The 20,735-nt window shown below is 58.6% G+C and carries 19 protein-coding genes; 11 read left to right on the top strand and 8 right to left on the bottom strand.

From position 1 onward, the window contains the following. Positions 1-32 precede the first annotated feature (32 nt). The 6 genes from tesB to rnm form a co-directional block, all read right to left on the bottom strand. A complete protein-coding gene (gene tesB / locus ACM3N8_RS10100; protein WP_043134214.1) occupies positions 33-896 on the bottom strand; it encodes an acyl-CoA thioesterase II in 864 nt (287 codons plus the stop codon). Positions 897-1,099: 203 nt separating this feature from the next. Beyond that, a complete protein-coding gene (rluB, locus tag ACM3N8_RS10095) occupies positions 1,100-2,023 on the bottom strand; it encodes a 23S rRNA pseudouridine(2605) synthase RluB (RefSeq protein WP_043134216.1) in 924 nt (307 codons plus the stop codon). 268 nt (positions 2,024-2,291) lie between these two features. Further along, complete coding sequence (gene scpB, locus ACM3N8_RS10090; RefSeq protein ID WP_241278349.1) at positions 2,292-2,855, bottom strand: SMC-Scp complex subunit ScpB; 564 nt, start codon at positions 2,853-2,855, stop codon at positions 2,292-2,294. 98 nt (positions 2,856-2,953) lie between these two features. Next, on the bottom strand, positions 2,954-3,820 hold the full coding sequence (locus ACM3N8_RS10085) for a segregation and condensation protein A (RefSeq protein WP_274454354.1): 867 nt from the start codon (positions 3,818-3,820) through the stop codon (positions 2,954-2,956). 16 nt (positions 3,821-3,836) lie between these two features. Beyond that, the gene (locus ACM3N8_RS10080) at positions 3,837-4,457 is read right to left on the bottom strand and encodes an L-threonylcarbamoyladenylate synthase (protein ID WP_043134223.1); all 621 of its coding nucleotides are present in this window, start codon (positions 4,455-4,457) and stop codon (positions 3,837-3,839) included. Positions 4,458-4,590: 133 nt separating this feature from the next. After that, complete coding sequence (rnm, locus tag ACM3N8_RS10075; protein ID WP_241326313.1) at positions 4,591-5,472, bottom strand: RNase RNM; 882 nt, start codon at positions 5,470-5,472, stop codon at positions 4,591-4,593. A gap of 424 nt (positions 5,473-5,896) precedes the next feature. Here rnm and ACM3N8_RS10070 point away from each other — a divergent pair, with 424 nt between their 5' ends. The 9 genes from ACM3N8_RS10070 (at position 5,897) to ACM3N8_RS10030 (ending at position 15,903) form a co-directional block, all read left to right on the top strand. Beyond that, positions 5,897-7,534: an anthranilate synthase component 1 gene (locus tag ACM3N8_RS10070; RefSeq protein ID WP_290017577.1), complete on the top strand. Its 1,638-nt coding sequence runs from the start codon at positions 5,897-5,899 to the stop codon at positions 7,532-7,534. A gap of 80 nt (positions 7,535-7,614) precedes the next feature. Then, a complete protein-coding gene (locus tag ACM3N8_RS10065) occupies positions 7,615-8,214 on the top strand; it encodes an aminodeoxychorismate/anthranilate synthase component II (RefSeq protein WP_005319135.1) in 600 nt (199 codons plus the stop codon). A gap of 10 nt (positions 8,215-8,224) precedes the next feature. Then, positions 8,225-9,238, top strand: coding sequence for an anthranilate phosphoribosyltransferase (gene trpD, locus ACM3N8_RS10060; RefSeq protein ID WP_043134228.1), 1,014 nt, complete (start codon positions 8,225-8,227; stop codon positions 9,236-9,238). After that, positions 9,238-10,746, top strand: a complete 1,509-nt coding sequence (gene trpCF / locus ACM3N8_RS10055; RefSeq protein WP_290017581.1) for a bifunctional indole-3-glycerol-phosphate synthase TrpC/phosphoribosylanthranilate isomerase TrpF — start codon at positions 9,238-9,240, stop codon at positions 10,744-10,746. The genes trpD and trpCF overlap by 1 nt, the downstream gene beginning before the upstream one ends. A gap of 47 nt (positions 10,747-10,793) precedes the next feature. Next, a complete protein-coding gene (gene trpB, locus ACM3N8_RS10050; RefSeq protein WP_290017583.1) occupies positions 10,794-11,987 on the top strand; it encodes a tryptophan synthase subunit beta in 1,194 nt (397 codons plus the stop codon). Continuing rightward, the gene (trpA, locus tag ACM3N8_RS10045; RefSeq protein WP_290017584.1) at positions 11,984-12,790 is read left to right on the top strand and encodes a tryptophan synthase subunit alpha; all 807 of its coding nucleotides are present in this window, start codon (positions 11,984-11,986) and stop codon (positions 12,788-12,790) included. Before trpB ends, trpA begins: the two co-directional genes overlap by 4 nt. A gap of 1,007 nt (positions 12,791-13,797) precedes the next feature. After that, complete coding sequence (locus tag ACM3N8_RS10040; protein ID WP_290017586.1) at positions 13,798-14,580, top strand: hypothetical protein; 783 nt, start codon at positions 13,798-13,800, stop codon at positions 14,578-14,580. Positions 14,581-14,700: 120 nt separating this feature from the next. Then, on the top strand, positions 14,701-15,189 hold the full coding sequence (locus ACM3N8_RS10035; protein ID WP_290017587.1) for a hypothetical protein: 489 nt from the start codon (positions 14,701-14,703) through the stop codon (positions 15,187-15,189). Positions 15,190-15,360: 171 nt separating this feature from the next. Then, complete coding sequence (locus tag ACM3N8_RS10030) at positions 15,361-15,903, top strand: hypothetical protein (RefSeq protein WP_416016061.1); 543 nt, start codon at positions 15,361-15,363, stop codon at positions 15,901-15,903. Between the two features lie 594 nt (positions 15,904-16,497). On the opposite strand, the gene ACM3N8_RS10025 is transcribed toward ACM3N8_RS10030, so the two are convergent. Next, positions 16,498-17,034, bottom strand: coding sequence for a metal-dependent hydrolase (locus tag ACM3N8_RS10025; protein WP_416016060.1), 537 nt, complete (start codon positions 17,032-17,034; stop codon positions 16,498-16,500). Positions 17,035-17,312: 278 nt separating this feature from the next. Here ACM3N8_RS10025 and ACM3N8_RS10020 point away from each other — a divergent pair, with 278 nt between their 5' ends. Continuing rightward, a complete protein-coding gene (locus ACM3N8_RS10020; protein WP_290017591.1) occupies positions 17,313-17,606 on the top strand; it encodes a helix-turn-helix domain-containing protein in 294 nt (97 codons plus the stop codon). Further along, on the top strand, positions 17,593-18,906 hold the full coding sequence (locus ACM3N8_RS10015; RefSeq protein WP_290017593.1) for a HipA domain-containing protein: 1,314 nt from the start codon (positions 17,593-17,595) through the stop codon (positions 18,904-18,906). Before ACM3N8_RS10020 ends, ACM3N8_RS10015 begins: the two co-directional genes overlap by 14 nt. A 90-nt stretch (positions 18,907-18,996) precedes the next feature. On the opposite strand, the gene ACM3N8_RS10010 is transcribed toward ACM3N8_RS10015, so the two are convergent. After that, complete coding sequence (locus ACM3N8_RS10010) at positions 18,997-20,208, bottom strand: NupC/NupG family nucleoside CNT transporter (RefSeq protein ID WP_416016059.1); 1,212 nt, start codon at positions 20,206-20,208, stop codon at positions 18,997-18,999. Positions 20,209-20,735: the final 527 nt, after the last annotated feature.

Genomic DNA, 20,735 nt, shown 5'->3' with positions numbered 1-20,735 from the left:
GGCTCCCGTTTTTTTATGGCTGGCATCCGAGGTCAACCGCGCCGGCGTATCACCCCCTCCTGCGCCGTGCTCGCCACCAGCACACCCTCGCGGGTGAAGAACTGGCCGCGCACCAGACCACGACCTGCGCTGGCGCTCGGGCTGTCCACCACGTAGAGCAGCCAGTCATCCAGCCGGAAGTCCCGGTGGAACCACATGGAGTGATCTATGGTGGCCACCTGCATGTCCGGCTCCCAGTACGAGACGCCATGGGGCTGCAGGGCGGTAAACAGGAAGTGGAAATCGGAGGCATAGGCCAGCAGGTACTTGTGGACCCGCTGATCGTCCGGCATCTGGCCGTTGGCCCTGAACCAGACGTGGCGCAGCGGCTCGTGCACATCCGGCCGGATCGGGTCGACCAGGGTCACGGGGCGAATTTCGATGGGCTTCTCGCACATGATCTTGTCGCGCAGGGCGGACGGGATCTGCTGCTCGTAGGGGCGCACCAGCTCCAGCTCGCTCTTGAGCTGCTCGGGCGGGGTGATCCCCGCCGGCATGGCAATCTGATGCTCGAACCCCTCGGCCTCGACCTGGAAGGAGGCGTTGAGATAGAAGATGGGCTTGCCGCCCTGAATGGCCTTGACCCGGCGGGTGGAGACGGTCTGGCCGTCACGGATATTCTCCACGTCGTAGATGATGGGACGATTGGCATCACCGGGGCGCAGGAAGTAGGAGTGGAAACTGTGCACCTGACGATCGGCGGCCACCGTCTGTTTGGCGGCTGACAAGGCCTGCCCCATTACCTGTCCGCCAAACACGGCCCGCAGACCGAGATCCTGGCTCTGGCCCCGAAACAGGCCCTCCTCGATTTTCTCGAGCGCCAGCAGTGCCAGCAGCTCATCAAGTACCTTGCTCATTATTATCTCCTGTATCAGTGCCGCAAAGGCTAACAAGCCCGCTCTGGCAGAGCAACCTTGCCCCTCCCCCGCAGTGGATCCGCCGGGTGGTTTAATTCAGCAAGGAAGGGGTTTGAATAATAAATGGCAGACAGCAGCAACAAAAAGGCCCGCCTGAGAGGCGGGCCTTTCCTTGCGCGAACCCATCAGGCTCAGCGCAACGCTTACTTGCTGCCGGTACCCGAGTTGCGGGTAGAGGAGGTCGGCTTGCGGCGGGCCGTGGTGCTGCGGGCGCGCGGCTCCATGCCCTGCATGTCCTTGTGACGCTTGACGGCGCGACGGATCTGGGCGGCCTGCTTGTGACGGGTGCTCTTGCCATCCTGCTGCAGATCGACCTTGGATTCGGTCTCCGGCGGCATGTTGACCAGACCGCGCAGGTAGTTCACTTCCGGCAGTTTCAGCTCCTGCCAGCCACCACGGGGGATGCCGCGATCCAGGGTAACGTCGCCGTAGCGCACCCGCATCAGGCGGCTCACCTGCACTTCCTGGGATTCCCACAGGCGGCGCACTTCACGGTTGCGGCCCTCGGTCAGGGTGACGTTGAACCACTGGTTCAGGCCTTCACCGCCGGCCGGTTTGATCTTGTTGAACTTGGCCATGCCATCTTCCAGCTGCACACCCTTGCGCAGGCGTTGCAACATGGCTTCGGTGATCTCGCCGAACACACGCACCGCGTATTCACGCTCCACTTCGTGGCTCGGGTGCATCAGGCGGTTGGCCAGCTCACCGTCTGTGGTGAACAGCAGCAAGCCGGAGGTGTTGACGTCGAGACGGCCTACCGCGATCCAGCGGGCACTCTCCAGCTTGGGCAGACGATCGAACACGGTGGGACGACCTTCCGGATCGTGACGGGTACACATCTCCCCTTCGGGCTTGTGATACGCCAGCACGCGGCAGATCATCTCTTCCTCGGCACGGGTCTTGACCGTATGGCCATCGACACGGATCACGGCGTTCACTTCGACGCGATCTCCCAGTGTGGCGACCTTGCCATCCACACTGACCCGACCTGCGGTGATCAGGGCCTCCATCTCACGACGGGAGCCGTGACCCGCGCGGGCCAACACTTTTTGCAGTTTTTCACTCATCGGGGTTACCTGATTGTTGATCGCTGCCCGCCAGCATAACGGGCAACGGTTATTACTGTGTCGAACCCAGTACGGGCAATCCGACACGCTTCAATGCTCAAAGATCGGGTCAGCCGGCACATGCCAGCACAGTGGACCCGGTCTCGCGGCCCTCGCCCGGCATGCCGGGCAAGAGGATGGCGGTGCAGGATCCCGCATGGGTCATCCGACACGCCCTGATGTTCAAGAGGCCAGATCAGCCGGCACAGGCCAGCGACCTGGACCGGGCCTAGCTTCCCTCGACCGGCAAACCGGGCAAGGGGTGTTGCAGTTCAGGATCCAGCTCGGGGAGCTGCTCCAGGCTCTGCAGATTAAAATAATCCAGAAATTCCCGGGTGGTGGCGAGCAGCTCGGGGCGACCCACCACCTCCTTGTGACCGACGCTGCGCACCCAGCCACGCTCTTTCAGGGTATTCACTATCTGGCTCGACACCGCCACCCCGCGGATGGCTTCGATCTCGGCCCGGGTGATGGGCTGCCGATATGCAATCAGCGTCAGCGTCTCCATCACGGCGCGGGAATAGCGGGGTGCCCGCTCGCTCCAGAGCCTGGAGAGCTCCTCGGCATACTCCTGACGCGCCTGAAAGCGCCAGCCAGAGGCGACCTCTTTGAGCTCCACCCCCCGCTCGCTGTAATCCTGCCGCAGTTCTGCCAGCAAGAGTTGAATATAGCGGCCGGTGACGGGGTAATCCGCCAGCACGCCGCTTTTCAGCTCACTCACGGTTAATGGCCGTCCGGCCACGAAGATCGCGGCCTCGACCAGCGTCTTGAGCCGTTCAGCGGGCAGCGCCACGGTTGCCCTCCCCGCTCATGGCGTCAGGCTGGCTGGCCAACGGGAGAGGCACACAGACCCCGGCAGGCGGGCAGCAAGTTCGGGACAAAGAAAACAACTCAGTGTGCATGTTCACGCTCCCCGCTCTCATCTTGGCTCGCCAGAGCAAAGTGGATCGGCCCCAGCGGCTCGGCCTGCAGGATCCAGATCAGGGACTCCTTGCACAGCTCCAGCAGGGCCAGAAACGTCACCAGCACCCCCATGCGCCCCTCTTCGGCTCTGAGCACCTGTTCCAGCCGCAAGGTCCGGCCCAGCGAGAGCATGGCGAGGATCTCCGCCATGCGCACCCGGGTCGGGATCTGCTCGCGGCGGATCTGATGATGTTCGAAATGAGTCGCGCGTTTTACCACACTTTGCATGTAAAGGGCGAGCTCAACCAGCGAAACATCGGGAGTCAATGGCTTGAGAGAGCCAAAATCCGGCGGCAGGGCGGCGGCGATAAAGATCTCCCGCTCCACCCGTGGCAAGGCATTGAGACGCTCGCCCCCCACCTTGAAGCGCTCATATTCCTGCAGTCGACGAATAAGGGTGACGCGGGGATCTTCTCCCTCCTCTTCGTCCTCCAGCTCGGGGGCTTTGGGCAGCAGCAGGCGAGATTTGATCTCCGCCAGCCAGGCCGCCATCAGCAGATATTCCGCAGCCAGCTCCAGATTGAGCCCCTGCATCAGCTCCACGTACTCCATGTACTGGGCGGTGATCTGCAGGATCGGCAGGTTCAGGATATCCAGCTGCTGGCGCCGGATGAGATAGAGCAGCAGATCGAGCGGCCCCTCGAAGGTATCGAGGAAGACTTCCAGCGCATCGGGCGGAATGAACAAGTCCTGGGGCAGCTCATGGTAGGGCTGCCCCAGCACCCGCGCTATGGGGGATGGGATGGCCTGGGGGGGGACACCCTCCCCGGTTGCGCCCAACGCAGGCGGGGCCATCACGGGCACAGAGTCATCACTCAAACGGGGTCGGGTCTCCGGCGCCACGACGACGCAGCACGGGCTCGTCATCGGAGAAATCCACCACAGTAGTGGGCTGCTCACCCAGATAGCCACCGTTGACCACCAGATCCAGCTGCTTGCCCAGCTTGTCGAAGATCTCTTCCGGGTCAAACTCCGCCATCTCCGAACCCGGCAGGATCAGGGTGGTGGAGAGCAGCGGCTCGCCGAGGGCTTCCAACAGGGCCAGCGCTATGTTGTTGGCGGGCACCCGGATGCCGATGGTCTTCTTCTTTTCGTTCATCAGGCGGCGCGGCACTTCCTTGGTCGCCTTGAAGATGAAGGTGTAGGGCCCCGGCGTGTTGCCCTTGACCAGGCGAAACGCCGTGTTGTCCACCTTGGCATAGGTGGAGATCTCGGAGAGATCCCGGCACACCAGGGTGAAGTCGTGGGTGGGATCGATGCGACGGATGCGGCAGATGCGCTCCAGCGCGCCCTTGTCACCCATCTGACAACCGAGCGCATAGCCGGAATCGGTCGGGTAGGCAATGACGCCACCGTTCTGGATGATCTGCACCGCCTGACCGATCAGACGGGCCTGGGGATTTTCCGGATGTACGTAAAAATGCTGACTCATATGCTCTTCTCGCGATAGGGGCACGCGCGGTGCCCGCTTCATGGTCACGGGTTCCAGACCCATGACGCTACCTTAACCTGTTTGACGCCGGTTTGCCCTCCCATGCAGCAGAGGGCCGGCGGCCGACTCCGTGCTAGCGACTGGCCAGCAGGGCGGCATGCTGCTCGGTGGTGAGCCCGAAGTGGCCGGGATAGGCCAACCAGACCGGCATGCCTTCCTTGGGTAGCCAGAGGTGGCGGCCCAGCTCGGTCCAGTTGGACGGAAAGTGAAAATCCGATCCCACCGAGATGTAGAGGTCGTGATCCTTCGCCCACTGGCCCAGGTTGGCCCGCTCCTGCGGGCTCTGCTGGGGCAGTGACACCTCCATGGCATCGCCACCGGCCGCCTTGAAGGCCACCAGCAACCGCTTGATCCACTTGGCGGTGAGATCGTAACGGCTGGGATGGGCCAGTACCGCCAACCCGCCTGCGGCGTGAATGGCAGTGATGGCCTCGCTCATCTCGGGCCACTCGGCCGGGGCATAACCCTTGTTGCCTCGGCTCAGGTACTTTTTGAATACCTTCTGCATGTTGTCCGCCACCCCGCGCGCCACCAGCACACGGGCAAAGTGGGCCCGGGTCACGGCGGCATCACCGGCCAGCGCCTTGGCCTCTTCATAGGTGCCGGGGATCAGGCACTTCTCCAGACGGCGCCCTATTTCCAGTGCGCGCGCCTCGCGGCGAGCACGCTGCCCCGCCAAAAACGCCACCAGCTGCGGATTTTTTTCATCCACCCCCAGCGCCACGATATGAATTTCGTGATGCTCCCAGCCGGTGGAGATCTCGACCCCGCTCACCAGCCGCAGCGGCAGTTGCTCGGATGCTATGGTTCGGCGCACCTCATCAAGCCCATCAAGGGTATCGTGGTCAGTGACTGCTAACACCTCGACCTGTTTTTCGGCGGCGCGGCGCACCAGTTCGGCCGGGCTCAACACACCGTCGGAGGCAGTGGTATGACAGTGAAGATCGAATCTCATCAGGTTATTCCGCTCTCATGATCAGGTCACCATCGGTGAAAGAAGGCTAAAAAGCGACTTGACTTGGCCGCGGCTTTATCGTTTTCTGTAGGCACTTCATTGCAAACAAAATTTTACAGGACTCTATCATGCAAACGACTTCCATCCTGACCATCTGGTGGTGGCACACTCCCTGACATGCGGGCGTGTGGTCGTTGCTGTATCTGTAATCTGACAGCAAATTAAGAACCCAAAGAAAAAGCCCGCTGACCCCAGCGGGCTTTTTTATTATCCGGCAAATGGACCTGTGATGAAACCGAGAATTCAGACAAGAACACTGACCTGGCGATGGCACCCCTACTGAAACCGCCTAAACCAATTTAATTTCCAAGGAATTCAATGTCATGAACATCGGTAAAAAGCATCACACGCAAGGGAACGCACTATGACCGTCAATACGACTCGCTTGCCCCTGGGTGAATTCGATACCCTCAAGCTCAACGCCCCCTATGTGGCCGACCCGCTGGCGCTCTACACCCGACTCTGCCAGGGTCGCCCCAACAACCTGCTGCTGGAATCGGTGGAGATCGACTCCAAGGCGGGCAAGCAGAGCCTGCTGCTGGTCGATGCCTGCCTGCGCATCGAATGCCGGGGCCGCACAGTGCGAGTGCGCACTCTGAACGACAACGGTGCCCAGTTGCAGAGCCTGCTGGCCGAACGCTTGCCCGCCGTTATCAACCAGACCCTGGTGGATGGCGAGCTGCAGCTCGACTTCCCGGCCTCCGATCGGGAACAGGATGAAGACTCTCGCCTCAAGGGGAGCAGCGTGCTGGACGTGCTGCGCACCCTGCAACAGGAGCTGCAGTGCCAGTTGGGCAAAGAAGCATTGTTTATGGCGGGCAGCTTCGCCTACGACCTGATCGCCTCCTTTGAAGATTTGCCGCAGGTGCCGGAGGGGAGCAACAACTGCCCCGACTACTGCTTCTATGTGGCCGAGACCCTGATCACCATCGATCATATCGAGCGCACCACTCAACTGCTGGCCTGCATCTTTGGCGGCGACAGCGACGAGAGCCAGGTGGAAGACAGATATAGCCGCCTGAGCGATCGGCTCACCGACTTCAAACAGATTTGCCAACAAACCCTGAGCGCCGAGCTGGCCACCCAGCCCCTCACCGGCGGCATGAGCGTGGACAAGGGCGACAAGCAGTTCTGCGCCGAGGTGGAGAAGCTCAAGGGCTTCATCCGCCGTGGCGACATCTTCCAGGTGGTGCCGTCCCGCTGCTTCTCCCTGCCCTGCCCGAACCCGCTGGCCGCCTATCGCCGCCTCAAGCAGACCAACCCCAGCCCCTACATGTTCTACGTGCAGGATGAGGGCTTCACCCTGTTTGGCGCCTCGCCGGAGAGCGCGGTCAAGTTCTGCGCCGCCAGCCGCGATGTCGAGATGTACCCCATCGCCGGCACCCGTCGCCGTGGCCTGAACCCGGACGGCAGCATCAACCGGGATCTGGATGGCCGCATCGAGCTGGAGCTGCGCCAGGACGAAAAAGAGGTGGCCGAGCACCTGATGCTGGTGGATCTGGGCCGCAACGACATAGCCCGCATCTCCGAGCCCGGCACCCGTTACGTCAAGGAGTTGCTGAAAGTTGATCGCTACAGCCATGTGATGCACCTGGTCTCCAAGGTGGTGGGCACCTTGCGTTCAGACCTTGACGCCCTGCACGCCTATCAGGCCTGCATGAACATGGGCACCCTCACAGGTGCCCCCAAGATCCGCGCCAGCGAGCTGATCCGCATGGTGGAGGGCAAGCGCCGCGGCAGCTACGGCGGCGCCGTCGGCTACATCAACGGTGCAGGCGAGATGGATACCTGCATCGTCATTCGCTCGGCGTTTGTCAAAGATGGGGTGGCCCATGTGCAGGCCGGCGCCGGTGTGGTCTATGACTCCAAACCCCAGGCCGAAGCGGACGAGACCCGCGCCAAGGCGGCCGCCGTGCTGGCCGCCATCGCCGCCAGCCATGGCACCTCACTGCAAGCCCTGAGCGCCCAGCAGGAGCAACATAAGGACGTGAGCCATGACTAACATCTTCCTGCTCGATAACTTCGACTCGTTTACCTACAGCACCCAAGCCGACCAGTTCCGCACTTCGAAGGAGCAGCATCATGACTAATATCTTCCTGCTCGATAACTTCGATTCATTTACTTACAACCTGGTGGATCAGTTCCGCTCCCTCGGTTATCCGGTGCGGATCTACCGCAACAGCCTGCCAGCGAGCCGCATCATGAGCGAGATCGCCGCCTGCGAAGGGGATGCCGTGCTGGTGCTCTCGCCGGGGCCGGGCGCGCCTCACGAGGCGGGTTGCCTGATTGATCTGATCAAGCTGGCTCGTGGTCAGGTGCCCATCCTCGGCATCTGCCTCGGCCATCAGGCCCTGTGCGAAGCCTACGGCGGCACAGTCGGCGCGGCGGGTGAAATCGTCCACGGCAAGCGTTCCCTGATTGAGCACAACGGCCACGGCGCCTTCGCCGGTCTGCCGAGCCCGCTGCCGGTGGCGCGCTACCACTCGCTGGTGGCCACCTATGTACCGGAAGAGCTGACTGTGATTGCCCACTATCAGGGCATGCCCATGGCCATAGAGCAGCAGGACGACAGGGTGCTGGGCTTCCAGTTCCATCCCGAATCCATCATGACCTCGGAAGGGGCCCGCCTGCTGACCCAGGCGCTCGCCCATATCACCCGTCCAGTTAGCAGTGTGCGGTAAGGAGACCAACATGCATCATCATCTCAACACCCTCTATCAGGGTCAGTCTCTGAGCCGTGAAAGTACCCGCGACGCCTTCGGCCAGGTGGTACGTGGCGAAGTGGATCCCATAGTGCTGGCGAGCCTTCTGACCGCCCTCAAGATCAAGGGAGAGACCCCGGAGGAAATCGCCGGCGCCGCCGAAGCCCTGCTGGCGGAGGCGCGCGACTTCCCGCGTCCGGACTACGAGTTTTGCGACATAGTCGGTACCGGTGGCGATGGCCTCAACACCATCAACGTCTCCACCACCTCGGCACTGGTGGCCGCCGCCTGCGGCCTGAAAGTGGCCAAGCACGGCAACCGCTCGGTCTCGAGCAAGTCGGGCTCGAGCGACTTGCTGGACAAGATGGGCATCAAGCTCGACATGAGCCCGGCGCAGGCGCGCCATTGTCTGGACGAGCTCGGCATCTGCTTCCTGTTCGCCCCCCAGTACCACGCCGGAGTGCGCCACGCCATGCCGGTGCGCCAGGCCCTCAAGACCCGCACCCTGTTCAACGTGCTGGGGCCGCTCATCAATCCGGCCCGCCCCACCTATCAGCTGATGGGCGTCTATGCCCCCGAGCTGGTGCGCCCCATCGCCGAAACCCTGCTGGCACTGGGTCTGAAAACCGGTATGGTGGTTCACGGTGCCGGGCTCGACGAGATTGCCATCCACGGCCCGACCCAGGTGGCCCAGATCCGTGACGGCGAGATCCGCGAATTCATGATCACCCCGGCGGACTTTGGCCTGGAAACCTATCCGGTCAGCGCCATTCAAGGGGGCGAGCCTGAAGAGAACCGCGCCATCACGGCCGCCATTCTGGCAGGGAAAGGCACTCCGGCTCACAACGCCGCCATCGCCGCCAACGTGGCCCCCCTGCTGCTGATGGCAGGCAAGGCCGCAGACCTCAAGAGCGCGGCGGCCCAGGTGCTGGCGGTGCTGGCGAGCGGCAAGGCAGCGGAGCTCGCCGCCCGGCTCGCCACCCTGAGCCATCAGGAGGCATGATGTCAGCCACGAACCAGCACGGCACTCACCCAGAACGCCCTCAGGGCAGTACCCAGTTTCGCAAGGATAACGAGATGTCAGACCTTATTGCCCCCCATGCCTTCCTGAACATGGCCTCCATCAACCAGACCATTCTCGGCAAGATAGTGGCGGCCAAGCAGGAGTGGGTCGCCGCCCGCAAGCTGGCTCAGCCTCTTGAAAGTTTCAAGGACGAACTGACCCAAAGCGATCGGGATTTTGTCGGTGCGCTCAAGGCCGGTTCCACCCGCTTTATTCTGGAGTGCAAGAAGGCCTCCCCCTCCAAGGGACTGATCCGCGACGATTTCAGCCCGGAGGCGATCGCCGACATCTATGGCAAATACGCCACCGCCATCTCGGTACTGACCGACGAGAAGTTCTTTCAGGGGGATTTCGCCTTCCTGCCGCGAGTGCGCGCTAGGGTCAGCCAGCCGGTGCTCTGCAAGGATTTCATGATTGACCCCTATCAGCTCTATCTGGCCCGCCACTATCAGGCGGACGCCATACTGCTGATGCTCTCCGTGCTCACCGACGAGGGCTATCAGGTCCTGTTCGCGGTGGCCAGGGAGCTGGGTCTCGGCGTGCTGACCGAGGTGAGCAATGAAGAGGAGCTGACCCGCGCCATCGCGCTTGGCGCCCCCGTGATTGGCATCAACAACCGGGATCTGCGCGACTTGAGCGTGGATCTGAACCGCACCAAGCAGCTGGTCGCCCGCATCCCGGCGGATCGGGTAGTGATCAGCGAATCTGGCATCAAGGATCGCACCCAGGTGGCCGAGCTGCGCCACCATGCCAAGGGCTTCCTGGTGGGCTCCTCCCTGATGGAGGAAGCCGATCTGGAGGCCGCGGTACGCAAGCTGGTGCTGGGTCAGAACAAGGTATGCGGCCTGACCCGTGCCGAAGATGCCGCCGCCGCCCATCAGGCTGGCGCCGTGTTCGGCGGCCTCATCTTTGTGGCGAAAAGCCCGCGCTACGTGGATATTCCCGCCGCCCGCACCGTGATGGCTGGTGCGCCGCTCTCTTACGTCGGGGTATTTCGCAACGCCCAGCAAGAGACCATTGCCAAGACGGTGGAGGCGCTCGGGCTCGCCGCGGTGCAGCTGCACGGGGAGGAAGATGCCGCCTATATCGACAACCTGCGCACGCTGCTGCCGGCGACTTGCCAGATCTGGAAAGCCGTAGGCGTCTCTCTCGGCAAAGAAAGCGGCGAACCCCTGCCCGCCCTCGACTTCCCGGTGGATCGCCTGCTGCTGGATACAAAAGTCGGCAGCCAGAGCGGCGGCACGGGTCAGGCGTTCGACTGGGCCATGCTGGCCGATCTCGATAAAGCCAAGCTGATGCTGGCAGGCGGGCTCAATCCCGACAATGCCCTGCAGGCGGCGCAGGTCGGCTGCCTCGGCCTTGATTTCAACTCCGGGGTAGAGAGTGCCCCGGGCCAGAAGGATGCACACAAGCTGGCGGCCGCCTTTGCCGCCCTGCGCAACCTGTAACGCAACCCTTTTTGATGTTTCGATTTAGCTAATACAAGGAAGAAGCCATGACCCTGCTCAACCCGTTTTTTGGTGAATTTGGCGGCATGTATGTGCCCCAAATCCTCATCCCCGCGCTGCTCCAGCTGGAGAAGGCCTTTGTCGATGCCAAGGAAGACCCGGCCTTTATCGCCGAATTTCAGGAGCTGCTGACCGAGTATGCCGGTCGCCCGACCCCGCTCACCCTGACCCGCAACCTGACCAAGGGCACCAAGACCCGCCTCTATCTGAAGCGTGAAGACCTGCTGCACGGCGGCGCCCACAAGACCAACCAGGTGCTGGGTCAGGCGCTGCTGGCCAAGCGGATGGGCAAAACCGAGATCATCGCCGAGACCGGCGCCGGTCAGCACGGCGTGGCCACTGCACTGGCCTGCGCCCTGCTCGGCCTCAAGTGCCGGGTCTACATGGGTGCCAAGGATTGCGAGCGCCAGAAACCCAACGTGTTTCGCATGAAGTTGATGGGCGCCACCGTCATTCCGGTGCACTCCGGCTCCAGCACCCTCAAAGATGCCTGCAACGAGGCGCTGCGCGACTGGGCTGCCAACTACGACAACGCCCACTATCTGCTGGGTACGGCCGCCGGTCCGCACCCCTTCCCCACCATAGTGCGGGAGTTCCAGAAGATGATCGGCGAAGAGGCCAAGGCCCAGTGCTTCAAGAAAGAGGAGCGGCTGCCCGATGCGGTGATCGCCTGCGTCGGCGGCGGTTCCAACGCCATCGGCATGTTTGCCGACTTCATCGACAACCCTGAGGTGCGCCTGATCGGGGTCGAGCCGGGTGGTCACGGCATAGAGAGCGGCGAGCACGGTGCGCCGCTGGGTCACGGCAGCAAGGGGGTCTTCTTTGGCATGCACTCCTACCTGATGCAGGACAAGCAGGGGCAAATTCAGGAGTCCTACTCCGTCTCGGCGGGGCTCGATTTCCCCTCTGTCGGCCCGCAGCACGCCCACCTGGCCTCCATCGGCCGCGCCGAGTATGTCTCCATCACAGACCGGGAGGCGCTGGACGCCTTCCAGGAGCTGGCCAAATCCGAGGGGATTATCCCGGCGCTGGAGTCCTCCCACGCGCTGGCTCACGCCCTCAAGATGGCCCGCAGTGAACCGGAAAAAGAGCAGGTGCTGATCGTCAACCTCTCCGGCCGTGGCGACAAAGATATCTTCACCGTTGCCGACATCTTTGAAAAAGAAGGAACCTTGTCATGAACCGTTACGCACAACTCTTCTCCCGTCTGGATGCGGTCAATCAGGGCGCCTTTGTGCCGTTCGTGATGCTGGGTGACCCGACCCCAGAATTGTCGCTGGCCATTGTCGATGCGCTGGTCGAAGGGGGCGCCGATGCCCTCGAGCTCGGCATTCCCTTCTCCGATCCGGTAGCGGACGGCCCCACCATTCAGGGCGCAGCCCTGCGGGCGTTTGCCAGCCACACCACCCCGGACGACTGCTTTGAGCTGCTCGGCCGCATCCGCGCCAAGTACCCGCAGCTGCCCATTGGCCTGCTGGTTTACGCGAATCTGGTTTATGTGCGCCACATCGACGGCTTCTATGAGAAGTGCCAGCTGGCAGGCGTGGATTCGGTGCTGGTGGCCGACGTGCCGGTGCAGATGTGCGCCCCCTACAAGGCAGCGGCCGACAAGTTCGGCATCGACAGCATCTTTATCGCCCCGCCCAACGGTGACACCGAGACGCTCAAGGCAGTTGCCGAGCTTGGCTCTGGTTACACCTACCTGGTGAGCCGCGCCGGCGTAACCGGTGCCGAGACCAAGGCCGGCATGCCGGTGGATGGCCTCATCAACACCTTGCGCGAGTTCAATGCCCCCCCCGCCCTGCTCGGCTTTGGCATCAGCGAACCGGCCCAGGTGCGCGAGGCCATCAAGGCCGGCGCCGCCGGTGCCATCTCCGGCTCCGCCGTGGTGAAGATCATCGAGACCCACCACAAAAACCCGGAGCATATGCTCACTCGCCTGAAAGAGTTTGTGGAAGGGATGAAGGCCGCGACCAATCGATAGGGAATGGCATTGGCCAAATGCCATTGGCCATGTCTGCAAAAAGGGAGCCTGATAGGCTCCCTTTCTATTTCCTGCTTGTTGCCGCTCCCTGCGTCTTTGTCCCCTCTCCCCTTGGGAGAGGGCCAGGGTGAGGGAACCCATAATCCCCCAGCGTTATCGAATCGTAGGTTCGAATAGCGCAGCGTATTCGGACGTTCGCGGATTGGATGTGATGGTGCGGCTTCACCGCGCAACGCCCTCGAAGGGGTTTCGCCCGCCCTTCGGGCGTGGGCGAGTGACTTTTCTTTGCGTGGCCAAAGAAAAGTCACCAAAAGAAAGGCCACCCCCGCCAAGCCGCCCGCCTGCGGCGGATTCCCTCATCTCGATCTCTGGGTCGGACGGTTCACCGCAGATGGTACATCCCTGTACCAACTGCGGCTGCGCCGTCATCCCTGACGGCGCCCCTGACCCATTGAGCACGACTCGGCGGCTTGGAGGGGGATCAAAACCGAGCCAATCCTCGGCCTCCCATCTAACCGTAGACAAACACCCTCTCCCTTCGGGAGAGGGTTGGGGTGAGGGGTATTTCCACACAATCCACTAACCCAACAGCTCACTTAAACAGCAGCTTCTTACTAATTAGTTGAACCGGTTCAGATTTCTATCAACGCCCTCTTTCAATGTCTCAGTCAGGCCCCTTATGATAGCCAAACGACAATCCATCTCTCAGGAACGCGTAATGGCAGTGATTGTTGATATCTCGCAGGTTAAAAGCAGCGGACTGGGGGTTGTCACTCAGGGGCGGTAGCGTGGTTTTTTGTAGGTTGGCGCAGAGCGTAGCGAAGCCCAACAGGCGAGCATTATTGCGCCAACCAGATCGGGATAAACAAGGATGTGGCAGATCCGTAAAACAGATTTTCAGATATATTCGCGGTAAATGTTGGTCTTCACTTCGTTCAGCACCAACCTACGATTTTTAGCCCAACATACGTGATAATCACTGTTAGCCCATTTTAGAGGAAAATTTGATGTCCTATGTAGGTCGGTCCGAAGGGAATATTCTCTCGCATTGTTGGTTTTATGAGTCTGCAAGACGCTCTATTCTAAATGAAGAGTTGGGAGAAATATGTGGTGGTATCACGGTCTTAACTCTAACCGCATTCATGGTTGAGAGTTACATCAATTACTGCTGCGAGAGTGTTTTTGATATAAAGACAAGGGTCAATGAAGTATTAGACGATGACGGCAATGAAGTTTTCGAACGAATCGATAATCTCCCGAAGGATCTAAATTTAGAAGAACGTGTTGCTATTGGCTATGGTTTCAAAGGGCAATTTGATGAATTAGTTTCAAACCTAAGCGGGAAATTGCACGGCAATAAAAAGGCTAAGTTTGAAAAGTTGCTAGCAAATGAGTCAAGTGAAAATATTACTTTTAACTCCATCGATGATGAGTTGCGTTTTTCTCCAATTGCGAAGTTTGATGCAGTAAGCAGTGTCATTTATACGGATGAAATATCGAGATTAAAACATCTTGAAATAGTAAAGAATTTATTTAAGTCCAGGAATTTACTTGCGCATGGTAAGTCAGAGTTCTGTACTCAAGAATTCCGTATAAGTAGTGATAAACCTCTTGAACCTAAACATATCCCTTTATTGAAATCTTCTTGGCAAGAGCAATGTTCTCTTCGTAATGCCAAAGAGATCCATGAGTTAAGTTGTGATATCATCCGCTACATAAGTAAACAAGCTTTTAAAAATTCAAGACCTTTCAGTATGCCTTGCCAACTTACTGCAGTTACAATGGGCTAACAAACTGTTTAAGAATGATTCGTATACTATGCTTCGGTTTTTGTGATTATGGTGTTATACGGTAAGTTGGTAGTGGTGCTGGCGACCCCTTAAGCGGACGTTAAATGACGAGGAATAATTTTGAAGTTTTTACGACCAAAGTATTTAGGTAGTTTCCTGTTTATAGTGTTCATTGGGATGTGGCTTACAAAAGTGTACCAATGGCTAACTGTGCCACTGCTTGGTTCTTTTATCTTATTGATGATCGCAATATTGGAGTCAAAGCATGAGCGATTTGTGAAAGGAACGTCTCTTATTTTATTTGGGATCTTCTTTGGGATATTCCTTCCTGAGACTTTAATTCCAAATCCGGACATTGCCAAGCAATTGCCACCAGATATGGTTGGGAATATAGAAATATTCAAGAACCTTGCAGTATTTTCGTGTTCTGGTGCAGGGGGAAGTATTATTGCTGGTCATGCTGAGCGTTTCTTAGCCGATGTTGAAAAATCAGAACCTCAAAAAATTAGTACGATCGATCATTCAAGTCAAATACAAGCACTACATATAGAAATAATGAAGCTTAGGCGTTATTTTTTTATTTTTCTGGGGTTGTGGTATTTCTGTTAACATCGCTACTAGTTGTAAATGTCATTTAAAAAACTATTCAGGAGGAATTCGTAACGCGTGGGATTTTTACCATGCATTAGTTCAAGTGATTAAGGTGGTATGCGGTGGCTTTGGTATTGTGTTGCTCATCCCTTAACAAGGCGTTAGCTTTTTAATTGAGTTTGGTAGTAAATGATAAAAAGAGACTTTGATTTTATAGCAATTTTAGTCGCTGAGTTTTTTCAGCAAAAACATATTACAAAGCGCCTAGAATTGATTAAATCAAAAACGATTACTGGTTGGGAAGTTTGGCTACAAATTGAGTTTTCAGTATTTCTAGAAGCTCATTTAGAGGTTGCATATTGGGAGCGAGAATTTCAATACTCTATCGATCGAAGAAAAGCTCGACATCGTGAGCACATGGCTATTGACTTTATTATTCGTAAAAAGAACGCAGTACGAGGTCAGTATATTGCTCTTGAAATAAAACAGAACTCCAGTGTCAAATCGTGTATTCGTGGTATGATGGAGGATACGCATAAGGTAGCTTTAGTTAAGGGATCTCACGATAACTTAAGGAGTATGTGGACGTTGGGTATCCATCCAAACATCGACGAAGGCATGCTCAAAGATATTGTGTATCAATATGCAGAATGCCTTAATGTAAGGCTTATTTCAAGTTGTGTAGTTACACAACCGATAGGTATGACAAAGCTTGCTTACACGCTCTTCTAAAACTAATAAGCAGTTCCAGAGGGATTCGCAACGTGTGGTATTTTTACTATGCATGGCGTTTAGTGTTTACGGTAGTATGCGGCGGCACCGGTATTTCATTGCTTACACTTTAATAGCGCGTTAGGCAACAGAGGAAATATGAACCAAATCTGGAACACCCACCTTTCTGGGCAAGGCGTAGCATAGCCAACATTCAAAATGATGGGTGTCCCAGCGCTGCTGCATCTCAGCCCCAAAAGTTAGCGTTGGAAGATTTGAGAAGTTGCATGACAGAAATCAGCCGAAAAACAAAACAACTGGCCACACTCTGCTTTTCCCTGTTTCTGATCAGACTCGGATTTCGTGCATTTGGCTATGACCTGCTTTATCACAATCCGAATGATCCCTACGGCATATCGGATTTGATTGAAGGAGTGTTAACCCTCATTTATCTGGTAAGCCTGGGTCTTTGCATAGTACATGTGTTGCGGGTATTGCTACGGCACTGGGATCAAGGTGCCTTGGGGGCCTCAACCCTGCTCGCCTGCTCGCCCTCTGCGCAGTGCAGTGGCACAGCTATGACTATCTTCATCACCTGGCCACCAGTCTCAGCATTCACTGACGACCCCGGCCCCACACCCGCCATCCCATCAACACCAGCATTAATACAACCCCCGGTAGCCAGACCCAGTAGAGCTCGGAGAGGATCACTGCCTCACCTCGGGCGGTCAGATAGGCCTCCAGCTTGAAGGGGGCGACCCGGATCACCTGCCAGGGAGCGAAGAAACGCTCGTCACGCCACGGCCAGAGCCAGCCAACCCCTTTGCCACCGGTGGTGAGCGAATCGAGCAGGCTGTGGGAGAGTAGCGAGACCAGCAAAAACGACCAGACGGTGGCGGCGCTGGCCCGAAATTGGCGATGAAACAGCATGGCCAATGTGGGCAGGGCAAAGGCGAACAACAGGGAGTGGGTAAAGCCGCGATGGCCAAAGACATGGCCGTAGGCGACCCCCAGTTTAAAGGCAAGCACGTCGGCATCGGGCAGCATGGCGATGGCGACACCAGCCAACAGCAGGCGCGGCGGGATAATCCGGCTGCCAAGCCCCAGCCCAAGGCAGAGAGGGACGGCGGCGTGGGTGACGATAGTGGGCATAGGATGAAGCTCCAACTGCAAACGTGCGTCTACCCTCCCCCCGCTCGGTGAAGTGAACGTGAAGTGCACTACGGCTCTGCAAGCGAGTCCATCCCTGCCCCTCGGCCATCCTCCAGATCATCCCTCACCACCTTTTTCTCTAAAAAGTGAACCTCTCTACACTTTTCTCTAGCAACCAACACCGAGACCATCAAAAGTGCAGTATCGTACACTTTTGATTGTTGTTTGCCCTTACCATGAGTTAAGGTGTAATAACCTACACTTTTTTCGTGTTCATGATGACAGACGCATCGTTGAAAACCACCCCGAAAGCACTGGATCCCGCCTCGCTGGGGCTGGCGATCCGCGAGAGACGCAAGGCCGCCAAGATGACACAGGAGGTGACGGCCTCACTGTGCGGCATCTCCAAGAAGACCCTGATCAAGATCGAGAAGGGGGGAGATGTCTACCTCTCGACCCTGCTGCAGGTGATGAACGCACTGGGACTGCGCTTGCAACTGGTACAGGAAGCGGGATCACAGGTAACGAGCGACAGCAGCCAATCAGAGGTCGGTGATGATGAGTGGTTCTGAGCACCATCAGCTTGAACTTCGGCTGGGTAACCAGCTGATCGGTCATCTTGAATATGACTCCCAACGGGATACTTTTCAGCTCGGCTATACACCTGCATGGCAAGCACGCGGATTCCCGCTCTCACCACCGCTGGCGCTGGATGGCTCGGCCAGCAGCGCCCAGATCCGGGCATATCTCGGCAACTTGCTGCCAGAAAATCGCGGGCTGGAGCACCTGATTGAGGCGCTCTCCGTTTCGCGCAGCAATCTCTTTGCCCTGATCCACGGCATTGGCCGCGATGTATCCGGAGCTGTCACCTTTACCCTGTCCGCAGAGTCCGACATTCCCACCCACTTTCGCCCCATCACCCCAAAGGAGTTGATGCTGCGACTCGATCAGCCCGAGATCTGGCCGCTGGAAGTCTGGGATGGTCGCCCCCGACTCTCGGTTGCGGGTGTGCAGGCCAAGCTCAACGTGCTGCGACTCGAGGGGGCGCTGGGATTTGGCGAGGGCGAACTCTGTTCCACCCACATCCTCAAGTTCGAGCATCACCCTCATCTGGTGATCAATGAATTTGTGACCATGCGGCTGGCCGCGTTGCTGGGCATGCCGGTCGCACAGGTTGAACTGCACACATTTGGTCAAGATGAGAAGTCCCACCGAGGCTTGCTGGTGGAACGGTTTGATCGGCGTCTTGATGAAGATGGCTTGAGGGTTCGCCGTCGCCACATGATCGACGCCTGTCAGGGGCTGGGGTTCCCCGTCACGCGAAAATATGAACGCAACTTCGGTGACGGGCGGGATGTGGCCCATATTAGGGAAGGGGTGAGCCTGCCACGACTGTTCAGCCTCAGCGCCCTTTGTGTCAATCCGGCGCAAGCCAGATTGAACATGCTGCAATGGCTGCTCTTCAACCTCTGCGTCAACAACCATGATGCCCACGGCAAGAACTACAGCTTCTTCGTCTCGCGGGCAGGGCTGACGCCCACCCCCTGGTACGATCTGGTCAATGTGGGGCTTTACTCCGAGTTCAACCAGCATCTGGCCATGGCCATAGGCGACGAGTTTACCCCCGAGGCGGTCAACGCATGGCAGTTGCTGGAGATGGCCGAGGCGTGTGATCTGCCCAAACGCCTGTTGCAACAGACCTTGCACAAGATGACCAACGACATCCTCCTTCATCTGGATGCCGCCATCGCCCTGGATGAGGCAGACAATCCCGCCGAGCTGGCTTATCTGGCACGCTACCGAGATGACGTTGAGCGTCGCTGCCGCCATTTTCAGGAACAGGCTGCGCTGTTGCCCGACCTACAGCTGTAACCAACGCAACGAAAAAGGCCCCCTCTTGCCATTGGGCAAGAGGGGGCCTTTTGTTCGGGCCGCCGACTAACCGGCTATTGCATCAAGCTATCAGGCCAGCGAGACAAAGATCCCGGCCAGGGTGGCGCTCATCAGGTTGGCCAGGGTCGCCGCCAACACAGCCTTGAAGCCCATATTGGCCACATCGTGGCGGCGCTCCGGCGCCATGGTGCCGATGGAGCCAAGCTGCACCGCAATGGAGCCCAGATTGGCGAAACCGCACAGCGCGAAGGTGATGATGATCTGGGTGTGGGCGCTCAAGCCCTCCTTGATGTTGGCAAAGTCCAGATAGGCGACGAACTCGTTCATGATCACCTTCTGGCCGATCAAGGATCCTGCCGCCATCATCTCGCTGGCGGGCACACCGATAAGCCAGGCGACAGGCGCAAACAGATAGCCCAGCAGCTGCTGCAGGGAGAGATGGGCCCAGCCTAACCACTCGCCTACCGTGGTGAGACCGGCGTTGATCATGGTGATGACGCTGACAAAGGCCAGCAGGATAGTGCCGATGGCCACGGCGATCTTCATGCCGTTCATGGCGCCGCCCGCCAGCGCATCGATGGCGTTGCTGTAGTCGCTCTTGTCGAGGGTGATCTCGGCCTGATCGCTCACCTGTTGCTGCTCCGGCACCAAGAGCTTGGCCATCAAGAGGCCCCCCGGCGCCGCCATAAAGGAGGCGGCGATAAGGTATTTAAGATCCACCCCCAGACCGGCGTAACCGCCCAGCACGGAGCCAGCCACCGAGGCCATGCCGCAGGTCATCACCGCAAACAGTTCGGAGCGGGTCATGCCGGCGAGGAAGGGGCGAATAAGCAGCGGCGACTCCCCCTGCGAGAGGAAGATGTTGCCGGTGGCCACCAGGGATTCGGCGCGGCTGGTGCCGAGCAGGCGATGCACCGCGCCGCCCAATACCCGGATCACCCACTGCATGATGCCGAAGTGGTAGAGCACGGCGATCAGCGCGCTGATAAAGATCACCAGCGGCAGCACCCGCACGGCGAAGATAAAACCGTTGCTGGCCAGATCGCCAAACACGAAGCGGATGCCACTGTCGGCAAAGCCGAGCAGGGCGGAGACGCCATTGCTCATGGCACCGAGCATGATTTGTCCGGGGGGGAAATAGAGCACCAGGGCGGCAAAGCCGGTTTGCAGGGCGAGCGCCCCCAGCACGGTTCGCCAGCGGATGGCTCGGCGGTTTTCACTGGCCAGCCAGGCGATAAACATCAGGGCCAGCATACCGACCAGACTCAATAACAGTGTCATCTTGCACCTATGAAGAGAGGAATTTCATATGGCAAGTCTGCAGACAGGCGTCGCGGGGGAACCGGCGGGAGAGGTGCCGACCCACGCGACACGCAGACCACAAACCTACAGGTTAGTGGCGGGTCCCATCCTGGGGTCATTCACGTTCCGGGTGACAGCATGTATCGGGTGACGCCAGCGCCGTCGCAGGGGGAGATGCGGTCGGGTGGCAGGTCGGGCGGCGATGCTACAGTGATCGCCGTCACAGAAAAAGCGGTAAAACGATTGGCTTAGGCAACTTTTTCACCCCGGACAGGGGCTCGCCCGAAAACGCGGCAGGATTGACCCGCAAGTGAGCACAAGCCCAATGAGCGCCAGCCAGCAGGGTCCAGCAGCTCGGCAGACGGCACAGGAGAGAGGCACAGACCCCATCCCCGGATAACCGAATCGGTTCACGTTTTTTTCATCTGAAAAGGAGTAGAGTAGGCAATCACCAAGTTTATGTTTTTATTGGAAAAGCCCCTACGGGTCATGCAATGGCATAGCGC

The sequence above is a fragment of the Aeromonas sp. A04 genome (genome assembly GCF_047780465.1).
GTDB lineage: Bacteria > Pseudomonadota > Gammaproteobacteria > Enterobacterales > Aeromonadaceae > Aeromonas > Aeromonas bestiarum.
Note: the sequence above shows the minus strand (reverse complement) of the source record. Positions and strands in the feature narration are given on the sequence as shown.